This window comes from Arhodomonas sp. AD133, assembly GCF_051195215.1.
In the GTDB taxonomy this organism is placed as follows: Bacteria; Pseudomonadota; Gammaproteobacteria; order Nitrococcales; family Nitrococcaceae; genus Arhodomonas.
Window position 1 is genome coordinate 32,082 of the sequence record NZ_JBNAZM010000019.1, and the last position, 20,028, is coordinate 52,109.

At 70.8% G+C, this 20,028-nt stretch carries 2 protein-coding genes (1 of these 2 cut by a window edge); both read left to right on the plus strand.

Features of this window, described 5'->3' with window-relative positions:
- Window positions 1-9,297, plus strand: a complete 9,297-nt coding sequence (locus tag ACPEES_RS12335; RefSeq protein ID WP_435103796.1) for an amino acid adenylation domain-containing protein — start codon at window positions 1-3, stop codon at window positions 9,295-9,297.
- On the plus strand, window positions 9,294-20,028 hold the 5' portion of the coding sequence (locus ACPEES_RS12340; protein ID WP_435103797.1) for an SDR family NAD(P)-dependent oxidoreductase. Its footprint extends 3,929 nt past the window's final position; the window shows 10,735 of its 14,664 coding nt (coding positions 1-10,735); its start codon is at window positions 9,294-9,296; its stop codon lies off the right edge, out of view. The genes ACPEES_RS12335 and ACPEES_RS12340 overlap by 4 nt, the downstream gene beginning before the upstream one ends.

Genomic DNA, 20,028 nt, shown 5'->3' on the forward strand with positions numbered 1-20,028 from the left:
ATGAGCACGAGCACGGACCAGCAGCAAGCGCTGGATGTCGCCGGCAAGATCCGCTCCCTGTCCCCCAGGCAGAAGCGTGCCCTCAGCGCACTGCTGCGGAAGAAGGGCATCGAGCCGCCCTCGCTGGGGGATCTGCCGCCATTGCCACGCGAGGGCGACGCACCGGTGCCTCTGTCGTTCACGCAACGGCGCCTGTGGTTCCTCGCGGAGCTCGACGGCAGCAGCCCGGCCTACAACATCCCCGTGGCCATGCGCCTCGATGGCCCGCTGGATCGCGAGTCCCTGATCGGCGCGCTGCGGGCCGTGGTCGAGCGCCACGAAGTGCTCCGGACCCGCTTCATCGAGCGCGATGGGGTACCGTACCAGCACATCGGCAGCGTCGACGATTTCCAGGTCGTCGAGGAGGACCTGGCCGACCGCGAGCAGCTGCAGGACGTCTGCGAGCGCGAGGCGGCGACGCCCTTCGACCTCGCCCGGGACTGCCTGACCCGGGTGCGCCTGTTGCGCCTCTCGGACCGGGAACACGTCCTGCTGGTGACCATGCACCACGGCATCTCGGACGGATGGTCGGTGAACGTCTTCGTACGCGACCTCGCCACGCTGTACGAGGCATTCCGTGCCGGCGCCCCCGCTCCCCTCGAGCCGCTCGCCATCCAGTACGCCGATTACTCGGAATGGCAGCACCGCTGGATGGAGGAGGACGCGCAGGCACGGCAGGTCGCTTACTGGAAGAAGCAGCTCGCGGGGATCGAGCAACGCCTGAGCTTTCCACCGGATCGCGAACGACCCCCCGTGAAGACCTACGCCGGCGCCCGGGAACCCGTGCACTGTCCGGCCCACCTGCTGCGACGCCTGCGCGAGCTCAGCGCCGGCCGGAACGTCACGCTGTACATGACGTTGCTGGCGGCCTACAACGTGCTGCTTCATCGATACACCCGCGAGACGGACCTCACGGTGGGCACGGTGACCGCCAACCGCGATCTTCGCGAGATCGAGGGGCTGATCGGCTTCTTCGCGAACACCCTCGCCATCCGCGCGGACCTGTCCGGAGATCCGACCTTCGCCGAATTGCTGACTCGCGTGAAGCAGGTCGCCCTGGAAGCCTACGAGCATCAGCGGGTCCCCTTCGAAGCGGTGGTCGAGGCCCTGAATCTGGAGCGCAGCCCCGCCCACTCCCCTGTGTTCCAGACCATGCTCGTCCTCCAGGAGGAGCAGACGCAGCGCGTGGTGAACGTGGGCGGACTGGAAGTCTCGCCCGTCGACATCGAGATGCCGTTCACCAAGTTCGACCTGACGTTCGATCTCGGGGAAACGCCGGACGGTCTGCTCGGCACGGTCGAGTACAATACGGATCTCTTCGACGCTTCGACGATTCGCCGCTTCATCCGGCACTTCACGGCGCTGCTCGAATCCGTCGTCGAATCCCCCGACCAGCGCATCTCGCAGCTGACGATGATCGACGAGCGCGAGCGCCGCCAGGTACTCGAGCGCTGGAACGATACGGCGCGCTCGTTCTCGAATGATCGGTGCCTGCACCAGCTCTTCGAGGAGGCGGTCCGGAGCCACCCCGACCGAACCGCGCTGGTGGACGCCGAGCGGGCATGGACCTACCTGGAGCTCGATGCCTGGGCGAACCATATCGCCGCCGCGCTCAGGGCCCGCGGGGTCGGTCCGGACACCATCGTGGGCCTGTGCGTCCAGCGTTCGGCGGAAATGGTCGCGGGCATCTACGGCATCCTCAAGGCCGGCGGCGCTTACATGCCCATCGACCCGGCGTACCCGGACGACCGCGTCCGGGAGCTGCTGCAGAGCTCCGGCGCGCGGGTCGCCCTCACACAGCCGGCGCTCGACGCTCCGGGGCTGGACGTCGCGGCTCACGTGATCGAGCTCCACCATGACGGTCACGTGAGCGACCGCCGAGGCGGCGCGCCGGGCGCGGCCGAGGGGGTCGACTGGCTGGAGCCGAGCACCGGCGTCGGCCCCGGCAATCTCGCGTACGTCATCTACACGTCGGGCTCAACGGGGCGCCCCAAGGGCGTCATGATCGAGCACCGCGCGGCGGTCAATCGCATCGAGTGGATGCAGAACGAATACCGGCTCACGGAGGCCGACTGCGTCCTGCAAAAGACCCCGTTCAGCTTCGACGTCTCCGTGTGGGAGTTCTTCTGGCCGCTGCTGTTCGGGGCCCGACTGGCGATCGCCGCGCCCGGCGGGCACAAGGACCCCGGCTACCTCGTCACCGCCATCCAGCGCTTCGGCGTCACTACGCTGCATTTCGTCCCGTCGATGCTGCGCGCCATGCTTCAGGAACCGGGCTGGCCCGAGTGCACCTCGATCCGGCAGGTTTTCTGTAGCGGCGAGGCGCTGCCCGCCGACTTGTGCGCGCGCCATTACGCGCTTCATTCGGCGCCCCTGCACAACCTGTACGGCCCCACCGAGGCCGCCGTGGACGTCAGCCACTGGAGCTGCCCCGCCGACGCCGTCCCGCGCACCATCCCCATCGGCAGACCGATCCAGAACATCCAGCTCTACGTCCTCAACGACAACCTCGAACCGCAGGGGGTCGGCTGCATCGGCGAGCTCTACATCGCCGGGGTGGGCCTGGCCCGGGGATACCTGAATGCCCCCGAGCAGACGGCGGAGCGCTTCGTGCGCAATCCGTTCGCCCGCGAGCCCGACGCGCGCATGTACCGCACGGGCGATCTGGCCCGCTGGCGGGCGGATGGCACCATCGAATTCTTCGGGCGCGTCGACGACCAGATCAAGCTGCGCGGATTCCGCATCGAGCTGGGCGAGATCGAGCATCGGCTGAACACCCATCCCGCCGTGCGCGCGTCCGCCGTGCTCCTGCGGGAAGACACGGCCGATGGCCGGCTTCTGGTCGCCTACGTGGTACTGGACGAGGACACCGTGCTCGAACACTGCCGGGACGAGCTCGTGCAGCACCTCGGACAGACACTGCCGGAGTACATGGTGCCTGCGGCCTTCGTCGCGCTCCCGTCGTTACCCGTCACCGCCCACGGCAAGCTCGACCGCAAATCGCTGCCGGCACCCGATATCGAAGCGTTCGCGCGGCCCGACTACGTCGCCCCCGAGACGACGACGGAGCGGCACCTCGCCGAGCTGTGGGCCGAACTCATCGGCTTCGAGGCGAAGCGCATCAGCGCCGCTGACAACTTCTTCGCCCTGGGTGGGCACTCGCTCCTGATTCCGGTGCTGGTCGCCAGGCTCAAGGCGCAGGGCCTGCCCGCCACCGTCCGCGACGTGTTCCACGCCACCAGCCTGGCCGACCTGGCATCGAGGCTCGATGCGGCGGATGCCGGTGATGACTACCAGGTCCCCGAGAACCGGATTCCCGAGGGATGCACACGGATCACACCGTCGATGCTGCCGCTGGTGGAGCTGAACCAGACACAGGTCGATGCCATCGTGGCCGCGGTCCCCGGCGGCGCGGCCAACGTGCAGGACGTCTACCCCCTCGTTTCCGCGCAGGAAGGCATCCTCTTCCATCACCTGCTGGACCCGGACAACGACCCCTACCTGGTCTCGACGCTGCTCGTCGCCGACGACGAAGCGGCCTGCCAGCGTTTCACCGCGGCACTGCAGGCGCTCGTCGACCGGCACGACGTCATGCGCACGGCCGTCGTCACCGACGACCTGCCCGAGCCCATGCAGGTGGTGCACCGCTCGGCCCGGCTGCCGGTCCAGCGCGTTCGCCTCGACGAAGACCCGGAGGCGCAGGCACGCGAGCTCCTCAATGACCCGGACGGCATCGACCTGCACCAGGCGCCGCTGCTGCGGCTGGTGATCGGCGACGACCCTCACTCGGGAAGGCGTTACCTGATCGTGACGGCCCACCACATCATCGAGGACGCCACCTCGCTTCGCCTGATGCTCGAGGAGCTCGCCGTCCACATGACGGGGCGCACCGAGCTGCTCCACCCGGCGCCGCACTACCGCGACTTCGTCGCCCACACGCTGCACCACCTCGTACGGGACGAAGTCGAGAGCCATTTCCGCGCGACCCTGGGTGACGTGCGCGAGCCGACCACGCCCTTCGGCCTCAGGGACGTGCGCGGCAACGCGCTGCGCTACCCGCAGCACCGCCGCGCCCTGCCCGGGGACCTCACCGACCGGATCCGGGCCGAGGCCCAGCGCCTGCGCGTCAGCCCCGCCTGCCTGTTCCACGCGGCCTGGGCCTGCGTGGCCGCCGCCACCACCGAGCGTGACGATGTGGTCTTCGGCACCGTCATGTCCGGGCGCATGCAGGGCGTTCCCGGCGTCGAGCGAATGCTGGGCAACTTCATCAATACCCTGCCGCTGCGTGTACGCCTGGCGGACAGGAGCGTGCGCGAGCTCGTCGCGGACGTGGAAACCGGCCTGCAAGCGCTGATCGCGCGGGAGCAGAGTCCCCTGAGCCTGGCGCAGCGCTCCAGCGGCCTGGACCGCGACGTCCCGCTGTTCACCTCGGTGGTCAACTTCCGCCACTTCGAGCGCCGGCACGGGGACAGCGCACCGCCGCTCACCGACGACGGGGGCGTACGCTGGCTGGCGGAAGCGGACTCGGTGAACTACCCCCTCGCGGTCTCGCTGGACGACTTCGGCGCCGAGCTCTCGCTGCACGTGCAGGTCGACGAGGCCGTCTCCTGCGAGACGGTCATGGAGCACGTGGAGGCCGCGCTGTGGGGGATCGTGAACGCGCTGTCGGTGGACGACGGCAGCCACACGGCCGCCATCGAACTCGCGCGTCCTCCCGCGGCGCCCGACGGCCCCGCGGTCGCAGTAACCGCGAACGCCGAGCCCGAAGAACCCCGCGCCGAGTGCCTGCACACCACCTTCGAGACGGTGGCCGCCCGCACCCCCGATGCCCCGGCGCTGGTGTACGAGGCGACGACCCTGCGTTACGCCGAGCTCAACGCCCGGGCCAACCGGCTCGCGCGCCATCTGCGCACACTGGGCGTGGGTCCGGACGTGCTGGTCGCACTGTGCCTGCCGCGCAGCGAGCACCTGGTGGTCAGCCTGCTCGCGGTGCTCAAGGCGGGCGGCGCCTACGTGCCCGTCGATCCCGCCGCGCCGGTGACACGGCTCCAGCACATCCTGCAGGACAGCCGGCCGCGCGTCGTCTTGACGGACGGCGCCCTGCCATCGGGCCTCGACGCCGGGGATGTGGACGTCGTGGACATCCACGCCGACAGCGCCCTCTGGAAGAACCAGTCCACGGTGAACCTCTCCGGGGTCGGATCATCGCCGAACGACCTCGCCTACGTGATCTACACGTCGGGCTCCACCGGCACACCCAAGGGCGTAATGGTGGAACACGGCAACGTGGCCCGCCTTTTCTCCGCCACCCGGGCGTGGTTCCGGTTCGACGAAAACGACGTCTGGACCCTGTTCCACTCCTATGCGTTCGACTTCTCCGTGTGGGAAATCTGGGGGGCGCTGCTGTTCGGCGGACGCCTGGTCGTGGTTCCGCAGTCGGTTACTCGCAACCCCGAAGCGTTCTACCGCTTGCTGTGCGACGAGCGCGTCACTGTCCTGAACCAGACGCCGAGCGCCTTCCGCCAGCTCATCGAGGCGCAGGGCGAGAACGCGCCACCGCACGCGCTGCGGGTGGTGGTGTTCGGCGGCGAGGCACTGGACGTGCGCACACTGCGCCCCTGGGCCGCACGACCGGTCAACCGGGGAACCCGGCTCGTGAACATGTACGGGATCACCGAGACCACCGTGCACGTGACCTACCGGCCCATCGAGGAAGCCGACCTGGAACAGGCCGGCAGCCCCATCGGCGTCGCCATCCCCGATCTCAGACTCCATGTGCTCGACGAGCACGGGCAGCCCGTCGAGGACGGCGCGGTGGGCGAGCTGTTCGTGGGAGGCGCCGGAGTCGCGCGCGGCTACCTGAACCGTCCGGAGCTCACCGCGGAGCGGTTTCTCACCGATCCGTTCTGCAGTGAACCGCAGGCGCGCATGTACCGGTCCGGCGACCTGGTACGCCGGCTTCCCGACGGCTCGCTGGAGTACCACGGCCGCAACGACGACCAGGTCAAGATCCGCGGCTTCCGCATCGAGCTCGGGGAGATCGAGGCCACCCTCGACCGCCACGAAGCCGTCGCACAGAGCGTCGTCACGGCCAGGGACACCGGCGAGGACCGGACGCTGGTCGCCTACGTGCGACCCAGCACCCAGTGGCTGGAAGAGACCTGGCATCAGCAGATCCAGGACTACCTCGACCAGTGGCAACGCGTCTTCGACGACGAATACCGCGGCGGCGAGCGCGACGTCACCGAAGACGACCTGAACCTCTCCGGCTGGGAAAGCAGCTACACCGGCTCCGCGATCGCCGAGTCCGACATGCGGGAATGGGTCGAGGGCACGGTTGACCGCATCCGCGAGCTCGCGCCGAAGCGCCTGCTCGAGATCGGCTCCGGCACCGGCCTGCTGCTGTTCCGCTACGCCCCGTTGTGCGAAGCGGTGGAGGCGATCGACCTCTCGTCCGCCGCGCTGGACTACGTGCAACGCGGCATCGCGAAGCGCGGATGGCGCCACGTGCATCTCCGGCGGGGCGACGCGTTGTCCGTGGACGAGCTGTCCGGACAGACGTTCGACACCGTGGTGATCAACTCGGTCGCCCAGTACTTCCCCAACCGCCTCTACTTCGAGGAAATGCTCCACCGTCTGCTGCCGCTGGTGGAAGACGGCGGCCGCATCCTCATCGGCGATGTCCGCAACCTCGACCTGCTGCAGACCCATGCCTGCGCCGTGGAGCGCTGCCGGGCCGATGCGTCCGTGCCCGCGGCCACCCTGGCGAGCCGGGTGCAGCGCCGCTGCCGCCAGGAGAGCGAGCTGCTCTTCAGCCCGAGCTACTTCGCCCGGCTGCCGGACGAGCTCTCCGGCGTGGGCGCGGTGGACCTCCTGGTCAAGCGCGGCGTGAGCGACAACGAGATGCTCGCCTACCGCTACGACGTGATCATCACCAAGGGTGCCCCGGAGCAGCCGCAAACGCTCCCGTGGCTGGAAGCCGCCGACGCCGACGAGCTCCTCGCGTTACTCGCCGAAACGCGTTCGGAACCCTTCGGGGTCCGGGGCATCCTGAACCCCCGCATCACGGACGACGTGGGCGAGCTCGATCGTCTCTCCGGAAACGATGCGACCCACGAGGTGGCGCCCCTGCTGCACGGCGAACGTATGTCGGCGCAGCGACGGGCCCAGGCGCAACGCCTGGAAGAGGCACTGCGCGAGGCCGAGGCGATGGGCTACCGGGTGGCGGCCACCTGGTCGCAGGACCGCCCGGATGCCCTGGACGTGGTCTTCGGCAGGGGCCGGCTGCCCCGCGTCCACGCATCCGGCGCCTACAACGCCTCGCACCTGACCAACTTCCCGCGCATCGGCGATGCGGGATCGTCGATGGCGCGAACGCTCAAGGACCATCTCTCGCGAAGCCTGCCCGATTACATGGTGCCCGGCGCCTTCGTGCTGGTGGAACGGATTCCGCTGACCATCAACGGCAAGGTCGACAGGCGCGCCCTGCCCCCTCCCGACGACGACGGCGTCGTCAAGGAGGACTACGTGGCCCCGCGCACCCCGGTACAGCAGACCCTGTGCCGCCTGATCGCCGACGTGCTGGGCCTGGAGCGCGTGGGCCTGCGGGACGGGTTCTTCGAGCTCGGCGGCCATTCCCTGGTCGCGGTCCGGTTGGTGATGCGCATCAAGAACGAACTGGGGCGGGAGCTACCGCTCAAGCTGCTGCTCACCGGCGCCACCGTCGAGGAAATGGCCGCGGCGCTGGAAGAAGGGAACCCGGCGAGCGCCGGCGGCGAGGCCACGACCCCGCCACCGCCCGCCGTCTCCGGTGAGGCGGGGGAGGCCCCCCTGTCGCTTCAGCAACGCGACCTGTGGTTCCTGGAACGACCGGCACACCTGGGCCTGGCCCACGACAACGTGCAGTTCGCCTTTCGCCTGGAGGGCGCGCTGGACCGGGAGGCCTACGCCCGCAGCGTGCGCTTCCTGGTCCAGCGCCACGCGATCCTGCGCACGAGCTTCGTGAAGAACGACGGCGAGCTCATTCAATGGATGAACCCCGCCGACGGCTTCGACGTGGCCGTCGCCAGTGTCGCCGACGACGTCTGCGTTGCCGAATGGATGGACGCGGAACGGCAACGGCCGTTCCACCCCGGCGACCGATTCATGATCCGCGTGAGTCTGCTGGCCCTGTCGGCGACGGAACACGTCGTGGTGGTCACCCGGCCGTGGGGCATCTTCGATGGCTGGTCCGTGGGCGTGTTCCTGACCGAGCTGCGCGCGGCCTACCGCGCCTTCAGCCAGGACCGGGAGCCCGAGCTGGCACCGCTGCCCCTTCAGTACGCCGACTTCGCCCGCTGGCAGCACGACACCATCGACCAGACCGAGCTGGACCGTCAGCGCGAATACTGGCGCCAGCAGCTCGCGGGGCTCGCCCCCTGCCTCTCGCTGCACACCGATTACCCGCGCCCTCCGGTGAAGTCCTACCGCGGCGCGGCGGTCGAGTTCGCGGCCCCGGCAGCGACCCTCGCCCGGTTGAAGGCGTTGGGGCGCGAGCAGGGCGCCAGCCTGTACATGACTCTGCTCGCGGCCTTCGCCGTGCTCGTGGGCCACTACAGCGACGACGACGAGCTGGTGATCGGCTCACCGTTCACCAACCGGCCCAAGGCGGAGCTGGAGCCGCTGGTGGGTTACTTCGTGAACCACCTGGCACTGCGCCTGGGCGTGGACCCGTCACGGGCCTTCTCCGAGCTGCTCGCCGAGGCGGTACGGGTCACGGCGGAGGCGCACGATCACAAGGATCTGCCCTTCGTCGACGTGGCACGGGCGGTGACCCAGACGAGCCCGGCTCACTCCCCGGTCTACCAGGTGCTCTTCAATCTCCTCCCCCTGGCGGAGGACCGTGCCGGGCCCGACCCCGCCGACCTCCCGGTGCATCCGGTGAGCACGCACGCGGGCACCACCCGGCTCGACCTGTCGCTGACCGTTCGCGAGACCGCCCAGGGCCTGCAAGGCAGCCTCGAATACAGCACCGACCTCTTCTCGCGGCGGACGGCGGAACGCATGGCGCGGTGCTACGAGCGCCTGCTCACGGCGGTCGCCGGTGAGCCCGGGCAACCGCTGAGCCAGCTCTGGCGCGCGGCGGAATCCTCCGGGCAGCCGTCCGCGCCCGCGAGCGGCGACAACCGGACGCTCCACCCGGAGCGCGACACCCACGGCATTCGGCAGTCATCAGGCACCACGGCACTTCCCCGAACCACAGAGCGAGAACCGACGTGACCAGCTCCGGAGCGGACAACGTGGCCGAGACCGATATCGCGATCATTGGCATGACGGGCCGGTTCCCCGGCGCCGACGACATTGCCGCCTTCTGGCGCCTGCTGCGCGAGGGTCAGGAGGGGATCACGCGCTTCAGCCGGGACGAGCTGGAGGCGGCGGGCGTCCCCGCCAGCCTCCTCGACGACGGCCGGTACGTGCCGGCCCATGGCGTGATCCCGGATGCCGAGCTGTTCGACACCGCCTACTTCGAGTTCACCCCGGCCGAGGCGCAGTTCACCGACCCGCAGCACCGGATCCTGCTCACCGCGGGTCATGCCGCCCTCGAAAACGCGGGCTACGACCCCCTGCGCTTCGACGGCCTGATCAGCGCCTACGCCGGGGCGGCCATCAACACCTACCTGCAGCAGCAGGTCGTGCCCACCGTCGACCAGACGACCACGTCCAACCACTTCGCGGTCATGGTCGGCAACGACAAGGACTTCCTGGCCACCCGTCTCGCCTACAAGCTGGACCTCAAGGGCCCGGCCTACACCGTCCAGACCGCCTGCTCGACGTCCCTGGTGGCCATTCACCTGGCATGCCAGGGGCTGATCGCCGGCGAATGCGACATGGCCCTCGCCGGTGGCGTGACCATCAAGTGGCCCCAGACCAAGGGCTACCTGTACGAGGAAGGCGCGATCCTCTCGAACGACGGTCACGTGCGCACGTTCGACGCGGACGCCAGTGGCACGGTACTGGGCAACGGCGTTGGCGTGCTGGTGCTGAAGCCACTCGGCGACGCGCTCAGGGATCGCGACACCATCCACGCCGTGATCAAGGGCACGGCGACCAACAACGACGGCTCCGGCAAGGTCAGCTTCGCCGCGCCCGGCGCACCGGGGCAGACCGCGGTGATCCGCGAGGCTCACATGGTCTCGGGGGTTCCTCCGCGCTCGCTCGGTTACGTCGAGGCCCACGGCACCGCCACGCGCCTGGGCGATCCCGTGGAGGTATCGGCGCTGACCCGGGCGTTCCGCGAGAGCACGCCGGACCGGGGGTTCTGCGCCATCGGGTCGGTGAAGTCCAACGTCGGTCATCTGGACGCCGCCGCGGGCGTCGCCGGGGTCATCAAGACCGTGCTGATGATGAAGCACCGGGCGCTCGTCCCCACGGTCAACTTCCAGACCGCGAACCCCGCCATCGATTTCGACGACAGCCCGTTCCGGGTCAGCACCGAAACGGCCCCCTGGCGCAGCGACGGCCCCTTGCGCGCCGGGGTCAGCTCCTTCGGCATCGGCGGCACCAACGCCCACGCGGTGCTGGAGGAATCCCCCGAGCCGGTCCCCACCGGGCCCTCACGCCCGGAGCAGATCCTGGTCGTCTCCGCGCGCACGCCCACCGCGCTGCGCACGGCCGCCGACGAGCTGGCGGATTACCTGGAGGGCGGCGACGTGGCCCCGCTGGCCGACGTCGCGTTCACCCTGGCCGTCGGCCGCCGGGCCCACGAATACCGGATCGCGGTACGAGGCGGAGAGCGCAACGCGCTGGCGGATGCGTTGCGAGCGGCGGAAGTGCCGGCCCAGCCGGGGGCGGGAGACATCTCCTTCGTGTTCGGCGAGGATGTGGCGGACGCCGCCGAGATCGGGCAGCGCTGGTGCGAGCGGGAGGCCGCGTTCGCCGAACACTGGCAGGCGGCGTGGGACGCCGGTGCCCGGGCGCTGTCGCAACCCGGGGCGGTGTTCGCGCTGCAGTATGCCCTCGGACGAACCTGGCTAGGCTGGGGCCTGGAGCCCGCCGCCATCCACGGCGACGGCGTGGCCGCACTGGCGGCGGCCTGCGTGGCGGAGACGCTCACGCTGGCCGAGGCCATGGGCCGGCTCCGCGCCAGCGATTACGAGGCACCGCGTCCCCGCCCCCGCGGCATCCCGACGCGCTCGGCCACCGAAGACGTCCGCGGGCTCGCCCTGGGCGTGGAGGACGGCCTGTGGCAGGCCGTCGCCCGGGCGTGGGCGCACGGGGCGCCGGTGGACTGGAACGCGTGGTTCGCGGGCGAAGAGCGCGGCCGCGTCCCCCTGCCGACTTACCCGTTCGAGGGCCGGCGTTGCTGGATGAAGGTCCCCGAGGCATCGCCCGAGCAGGCAGCGGGGCCGGGCCTCCATCCGATGCTGGACGAGAACGTCTCCACGCTGGACACCATGGCCTACCGCAGCGTGCGCACCGGCGGCGAGTTCTACCTCGCCGATCACCGCATCGACGGCGAGCCGGTGATGCCGGCGGTGGGGTATCTCGAGATGGCCCGCGCCGGTGGCGAGCTCGCCACCGGGGAGGCAGTGCAGCTGCGCAACGTCGCCTTCGACCAGCTCCTGTCGTACGCCCCGGGCCCGCGTGCCACCGAGGTGAGCCTGTTCCGCGAGCCGCGGGGCATCGGCTTCGAGATCATCGACGAGTCCCGAATCTACGCCTCGGGCCGGCTTCACACCGAGGCAGTCGATACGCCGCCCGACCTCGATCTGGACGCCACCTCCCGGCGCTGCGGCGAGGTGATCGATCACCAGAACTGCTACGCGGCGCTGAAGGCGCGTGGCCTGGACTACGGCCCGCGCATGCGTGCCCTGTCGCAAGTGGCCCTGGGCGACCGCGAAGCCCTGGGCACACTGGCGCTGCCCGAAGGCGCCGATCTGCCCGGCGCACTGCTGAACCCGGCGTTGCTCGATGGCGCGCTGCACGCGCTCGTGGTGCTGCTCTCGCGATCGTACGAAGCGGCGTCGACGCGCTTTCTGCCGCTGGCGCTCGACGAGCTGAACATCCACCAGCACCAGCCGTGGAACGGTACGTGCCAGGTGCACGTGCGCATCGACGAGGCAGGCGAGCACTCGGCACTCGCAAACCTGTCGCTGGTGAACGGGGACGGACGCGTCCTCGCCCGGCTACACGGGTTGGCGGTACGCGTCCTCGAAGCGACCCGGGCGCCCTCCCCACAGGCCGCGCTCTGGGTTCGCCAATGGGAGAACGCGCCCGCGGAAACCGCGGACGCTGCCACCGGGCCGGCGCTGGTGATCGCGGCGAGCGAGGCCCGGCGTGCGGCCCTCACCGGCGTACTGGGCACGGCAGGCATCGACGGGACCACGGCGTGCGACTTCGAAACGCCCCTGGAATCGACGAACGCCCCCGCCACCGTGGTGGTGGACGAGCCGGAGCCGGCACAGGCGTTGGCGGTGGTACAGGAGCTCCTTCGGCTGCGGCCCAGCGCCCCCGTGCGCGTTCTGCTCGTGCATCGCGAGGACGCCACGGGCGCCCGGCCGGAGCGCGCGGCCCTCGCGGCCTTCGCACGCACCGTCCGGACGGAAGCCCCCCTGCTGGCGATACAGACCGTCGGGCTGGCCGATACCGTCGACGAAATGGCCGCACTGTCCGCCGAGCTCCGGAGCCCGGGCACGGACACCGAGGTTCGCTACGCACCGCAGGGCCGTCAGGTTCGTAGCGGGGTCGAGCCCGCGCCGGCCGAGCCCGCCGCCCTGCGCGAGGGTGGCGTGTACATCGTCAGCGGTGGCGCCGGCGGGCTCGGCCGCACGATCGGTCGCTGGCTCGCCGAGCAGGCCGGGGTACAGGTCGTGTTGCTCGGCCGCGGGGCGCCCCCGCCGGACGGCCTGGGCGAGCGCGTGACCTACCGCCGCGTCGACGTCTCCGATGCCGAGGCGCTCCCCCCGGTGCTGGCGGAAGTGCGCACGCAGCTCGGCCCGATCCGGGGCGTGATTCACGCCGCGGGCGCGCTTCGCGATAGCTTCGCCCTGCACAAGACCCCCGACGAGCTCGACGCGGTACTGACCCCGAAGGTGGCCGGTCTGCGGGCCCTCGACGCCGCCACCTCCGGTGACGACCTCGATTTCTTCGTGAGCTTCTCGTCCATCGCGGCCCACGTCGGCAACGCCGGGCAGTGCGACTACGCCTACGCGAATGCATGCCTGGAGGCCTACGCGGAACGCAGCGACCGCATGACCGCGATCGCGTGGCCGATGTGGGCCGAAGGCGGCATGCGGCAGACCGAAGAAGCGGCCGCCGACATCGCCGAGCGCACCGGGTTCGGCGTTCTCCCCACGGAGACGGGGCTCGAGCTCCTGCAGCAAGCGCTCGGCACCCGAGGCGCGGTCATCGCCGCCTACGGGGACGAGCAACGCATGGCCGGTGCCCTGACGCGGGTCACGCCCTCCCACGCCTCGCCAGCGCCCGACGCCTCTGCCGGGCAGGACGACGCCCTGTATCCAAGCGCGTTGCGAATGCTCCGGGAGCTGTTGGCCGCCGAAACGGGCCTGGAACGTGACGAGCTCACCGAGGACGCGCCCTTCGAGCGCTACGGCATCGACTCGCTGATGATCACGAAGCTCAACCGCGAGCTCGAGCGGCGCTTCGATGGCCTGTCCAAGACGCTGTTCTTCGAGTACACGACCCTGCAGGAGCTGGCGGGCTACTTCGCCGGGCACCATGCGGATGCGCTCCGGGAGACGACGGGCCCCCGGGAAGAGCCCACCGCCCCGGCCCCCTCGCCTTCCGGCACGCCCCGGACCACCCGGATCGTGCGCCGCGAGCGCATCCCCGATCAGGCGAACGCGGACGACGCCATCGCCATCGTCGGCATGGCCGGTCGTTACCCGATGGCCGACGATCTGGACGAGTTCTGGGCCAACCTGGCCGAAGGCCGGGACTGCATCCAGGAGATTCCGCCGGACCGCTGGGATTCCGGGCGCTGGTTCGATCCCGACCCGGCAACCCCGGGCCGCGCCCATACCCGCTGGGGTGGTTTCCTGCGGGATGTCGACCGCTTCGACCCGCTGTTCTTCGGCATCTCCCCGCGCCAGGCCGAGCTCATGGATCCCCAGGAGCGGCTGTTCCTGCAGACCGCCTGGCACGCCATGGAGGATGCCGGCTACCGCCGCGCCGACCTCTCGCGGCGCACGGTGGGCGTCTACGCCGGCGTGATGTACGGCGAATACCAGTTCCACGGTGCGCTGGACGTCCTGCGCGAGGGTGGACCGCTTACCGGCTCGTCGTTCGCCACCATCGCCAACCGCGTCTCCTACGCGCTCGACCTCTCCGGCCCGAGCATGGCGCTGGACACCATGTGCTCATCGTCGCTCACGGCCATCCACCTCGCCTGCGAGAGCCTGCGCCGCGGGGAATCGGAGCTTGCCCTGGCGGGCGGGGTCAACGTGTCGGTGCATCCTTACAAGTACGCGTTCCTGAGCCAGGGCCGCTTCCTCTCCTCCGACGGCCGCTGCCGCGCCTTCGGCGCCGGTGGCGACGGCTACGTGCCCGGCGAAGGGGTCGGTGTCGTACTGCTCAAGCCGCGGGCGCAGGCCATCGCGGACGGCGACCGGATCCTGGGCGTGATCCTCGGCAGCGCCATCAATCACGGCGCCAGGACCCACGGCTACACCGTTCCGAGCCCGCGTGCCCAGCAGCGGGTGATCAGCACCGCCATGGAGCAGGCCGGGGTCTCCCCGGAGGACATCGGCTACATCGAGGCCCACGGCACGGGCACGTCCCTGGGCGACCCGATCGAGATCACGGGCCTGACCAACGCGTACGCCTCCGCCGGATCGGAACCCGGCCGCTGGGCCGTCGGCTCGGTGAAGTCCAACGTCGGCCATCTCGAATCGGCGGCCGGCATGGCGGGCCTCACCAAGGTGGTGCTGCAGCTCGACAAGCACACCCTGGTTCCGTCCCTGCACGCCGACGAGCTCAACCCCAACATCGATTTCGCCCGCTCGCCGTTCCGCGTCCAGCGCGAACGCGCGCCCTGGCCCGATAGCGATGGCCCCCGCCGCGCCGGGCTCAGCTCCTTCGGGGCCGGCGGCGCGAACGCCCACCTAGTGGTGGAGGAATCCCCCGTCCCCGACCCCGTGGAGGACCGGCCCGCCGCCCGGCAGCGTGCCGACGAACCCGTACTGCTCGTGCTTTCCGCGAAGGACGACGAGCGCCTTCGTGCCTACGCCGCACACGCCGCCGACTTCCTGGAGCAGTCGCACGCGCCCCTGCGTGACCTCGCCTACACCATGCAGGTGGGACGCGAGGCGTTCGACACCCGGCTCGCGGTACTGGGCCGGGAGGGCTCCGAGCTGGTCACGGCGCTACGGCGCTATGCCGAAGGCGGCCCCCGCCCGGAGCCCGGCGACGGCGAGCTCGCGACACTCGCCGAGCGCTGGCTTTCGGGCAGCGATGTCGATTTTGCCGCCTGGCACGCGTCGCGGCCGGGTCCGCGGCCACGCCGCGTCCGGGCACCGTTGTTCCCCTTCGCCCGCGAACGGTACTGGATCCCGCTGAAGGCGGACTTCGGCACCCGGTCGCTGCACCCGCTGATCGACGCCAACGATTCGACGGTCCACGAGCTGCGATTCCGCAAGACACTGCGGGCGAACGATCCCTTCGTGCGCGATCACGTCATCGAGGGACGCGGGCTCCTGGCCGGTGCCGCGGTCCTCGAGATGGTGCGCGCCGCCGCCGGATACGCCGAGCCGTCTGCGGACCATGCCCTGAAAGACGTGGTCTGGGGACGCCCCATCGACGTCGACGCCGGAGAGCTCACGGTCTACGTGGCTTTCGCCGCGGCAAACGGGGGCCTGCGTTTCGAGGTGTACAGCGAGGCGGGGGACGACAGGGTCACCCACGCCCGCGGTCAGACCGCCGCGCCGGAGGCCGGAACGCCCGCCGCTGTCGACCTGGACGCCGTCCGCACCCGCCTGGCCAGGGTCAGGGAACGGGACACCGTATACGCGGACTACAACCGCGCAGGATTCGCCTACGGCCCCTCGTTCCAGGTCATCGAGGAAGTCTTCAGCGGGCCGTCGGAGGCGTTGCTGCAACTGAGAGTGCCGGTTTCCGGCTCGGCGTGCGAGCTTCCTCCCGCCGTGCTCGACGGTGCGCTGCGCGCGTGCCACTGGGTGGGGCGCAGCACGTCGCCGGAACCCGGGGAGCTCGCCGTTCCCTTCAGCCTGGGCGCCCTGGAGGCGCACGGTTCACTGCCGGAGACCTGTTACGCCTACGCCCGTTTCGAAGACGGGCCGGATTCCGCGCGTCGCTTCAGCGTTTCGCTACACGACGGGCAGGGTCGTGTCCTCGCGGTGGTGCGCGATTTCGTCGGACGCACCCTGGGTACCGAGGCCCCCGCCGACACGGCACTCGCAGCGCCCCGCCTCTACGAACCGTGCTGGCTGCCGGCGCCCGAGCCCGCCCCGGACGACGCCCGCGGTGACCGCACGCTGGTGGTGCTCGGCCAGGTCGACGGGCTCGCGTCCGCCCTGACCGCAGGCGGCACGTGGAACCAGGTGGTGGAAGCCCCCGCGGATGCCGACGGACTTATCGACAGGCTCCAGTCCCTGGCCACGCCCGAGGGATTCGACCTGGCCCTGGTCGGCGAGCTCGCCGGGGCCGGGCGCGTCGATGCCACGACACCCGCTTCGGCTGAATGCCTCGATGCGCACCTGAACCGTTCCTGCCAAGCGCTGCTGCAGATCGTCCGGGCCGTGGACAGTGGCGCCGTCACGGGCCGGGTCCGCGCGGTCGTCGTGCACGCCCAGGACCAGGGCGCCGACCGACCCGAACAGGCCGCCGTCGCCGGGTTCGCGCAATCCATGGCCGCCATTCACCCGCGGGTGGAGCTCGCCACGCTGGGCCTGCCGGCCGGCACCGCGGCGGCCGGGGTGGCGTCGGCACTCGCGGCCGAGCTCGGCGGCACACGCCGGGCCGGGGAGCTGGAGACGCGGCGTACCGCGTCGGGCACGCGCGAGGTCCGGAGCCTGCGGCCGGCAGAAGTCGGGCCGCAGTCGGACGTGCCCCTGCGAACGGGTGGTGTTTACGTGCTCACCGGCGGGCATGGCGCCATCGGCCGCGTGCTCGCCGAACACCTCGCGCGCCACTACCGCGCGCGGCTGGTACTGCTCGGCCGCTCGGAACCCGACGAGGCCACCGCCCGCTGGCATGAGCAATTGACCGGACTCGGCGCCGAAGTGCTGGCGCTGCGCGCGGACGTCTCCCGGGCAGAGTCGCTGGAGGCCGCGCTCCAGACCGCGCGCCGCCACTTCGACGCGCTCAATGGGGTATTCCACCTGGCCGGCGCGGTCGCGGCCGGGCGCGCCACCGACGCGGACCCCGACCAGTTCGCCGCCGGGCTCGCGGCCAAGGCGCTGGGCGTGTGGCACCTCGACTGGCTGACCCGCGAGGACGACCTCGATGCCTTCGTCATCTTTTCCTCGATTTCCTCGCTGATCGGCGATTTCGGCACCGCCAGCTACGCCATCGGCAACCGTTTCGCCGACCTGTTCGCGGTGCGCCGCGACCAGTGGGTCCGGGACGGCCTGCGCAAAGGACGCAGCCTGTCGCTGGCGTGGCCGCTGTGGGATGTCGGTGGCGTCGACACCCAGGTCACGGAGCGGGAGCTGGCCACCTATGCGCGCCGCACCGGCATGGGCGCGCTCACCGCCGCGCAGGGCCTTGCCGCGTTCGACCGGTCACTGACGCATGCGAAACCGTGGCTGGTGCCGGCCCACGGCGAAGCGACCGCCATGGATGCGGCACTGCTGGGAACCCGCCCGCAGTCCGGGGACGCGCCCGTTACCGCTGCCCCAGCGCACACGCCAGCACCCTCGCATGGGCGCGAGCAGCGCGCGCAGCTCGTGGACCACCTGCGCGAGGCGCTCTCCTCGGTGCTGAAGCTCCCCCCGGGAAAACTCGACAGCCGCGTGCCCCTCGAAGACTACGGGTTCGATTCCGTGCTCGTGATGGACGCCGACGCGCGGCTCGGCAAGGACTTCCCGGGCCTCACGGCCACCGTGTTCTTCGATTGCCGGACGGTGGACGCCCTCGCGGACCACATCCTGGAGCGCCATGCCGACGACGTGGCCCGCCTGTTCCCCGCGCCCAGCGACCCGGCGCCGTCGCAGGCAGCCCCCGCCACGCCGGACGTCCCGCGCACCACGGCCACCGTGACATCGCGCCCGCCGGCCCCGGCGCAGCCCCCGGGCGAGCAGGAGCCCATTGCGATCATCGGCGTCAGTGGGCGCTACCCCCAGGCCGATGATCTGGACGAGCTGTGGGCCAACCTGGCGGCCGCGCGAGACGCGGTGACGGAAATCCCCCGGGACCGCTGGGATGCCAACGCCCTCTTCTCGACGGACCCGGCCGCGCCCGGGCACAGCTATGGCCGTTGGGGCGGATTCATCTCGGACGTGGACGCGTTCGACTCGCTCTTCTTCCAGATCGCGCCGAAGCAGGCCCGCTCCATGGATCCCCAGGAGCGCCTGTTTCTCGAGACGGCCTGGGCCGCCATGGAGAATGCGGGCTACCCGCCGTCGCGCATCCCGGCCCCTCGTTTCGGCGGCCAGGGACACGACGCGGGTGTCTTCGTCGGTGTCATGTGGGACGACTACGCGGTGCTGGGTGCGACCGAATCGGCGCGCGGCAACCCCCAGGTGGTCCTGGCCAACCGCTCGTCCATCGCCAACCAGGTCTCCTATTTCGGCGACTTCCGGGGGCCGAGTGTCGTCACCGATACCGCCTGCTCCGCATCCCTCGTGGCCCTGCACCAGGCCTGCGAGAGCATCCGCCGCGGCGAGTGCCGCTATGCGATCGCGGGAGGCGTCAACGTCTCGGTGCACCCGGACAAGTATGTCCACTTGAGCCGCAAGTCGATGCTCGCCAGCGACGGCCGCTGCCGCGCTTTCGGCGCGGGCGGCAGCGGCTATGTGCCGGGAGAGGGCGTGGGTGCGGTGATGCTCAAGCGCCTGTCGGAGGCCGTGGAAGACGGGGACACCATCCACGCCGTGATCAAGGCCACCGCGGTCAACCATGGCGGACGCACCAGCGGGTACACGGTCCCCAACCCGCGCGCGCAGCAGGCGCTGGTGGAGCAGGCGCTGGCGACGGCCGGCGTGGACGCCCGGACCATCGGCTGCGTGGAGGCCCACGGCACCGGCACCGAGCTGGGTGACCCCATCGAGCACGACGCGCTCGCCGGTGCGTTCGGCAAGCACACGCAGGACACGCGGTTCTGCGCGCTGGGGTCGATCAAGTCGGCCATCGGCCACCTGGAGGGCGCGGCGGGCATTGCGGGTCTGACCAAGGCGGTGCTGCAGCTCCGCCACCGGACACTGCTGCCCACCCTGCACGCCGAGACACTCAATCCGGTCATCGATTTCGAACGATCGCCCTTCGTTGTCCCGCAGCACGCCACACCGTGGCGCCCGGTCGTCGGCGACGACGGCCGCGAGCTGCCCCGCCGGGCCGCGGTGAGCTCCTTCGGCGCCGGGGGCACCAACGCCCACGTGATTCTGGAGGAGTACCCGGCGGAAGTCCCCGCTGCCGCCGAACCCGGGTCACCGGAGCTCATCGTGCTCTCGGCGCGCGACGAGGAGCGCCTGCGGGTCTACGCCGCCCGGCTCGCCGAAGCGCTGCGCCCCGGGGAGAACGAGGCCGCGCCGCGCCTCGCCGATGTCGCCTACACCCTGCGCGTGGGGCGCGAACCCCTGGCAGAGCGCCTGGCGTTCGTGGCCCACGACCTGGCGGAGGCCGCCGAGGGCCTCGCCGCCTTCGGGCGGGGCGAAGCCGGACAGTGGCTGCACCGGGGGCGCGTCGACCAGCACCCGCCCCTGGCGACGCTCTTCCGGGAGGGCGCGGGCAGCGAGGCGTTCCTCGCCGCGCAAATCGAGGCGGGTGAAGACGACATGCTCGCGCGGCTATGGGTCAGCGGCGTCACCCTGGACT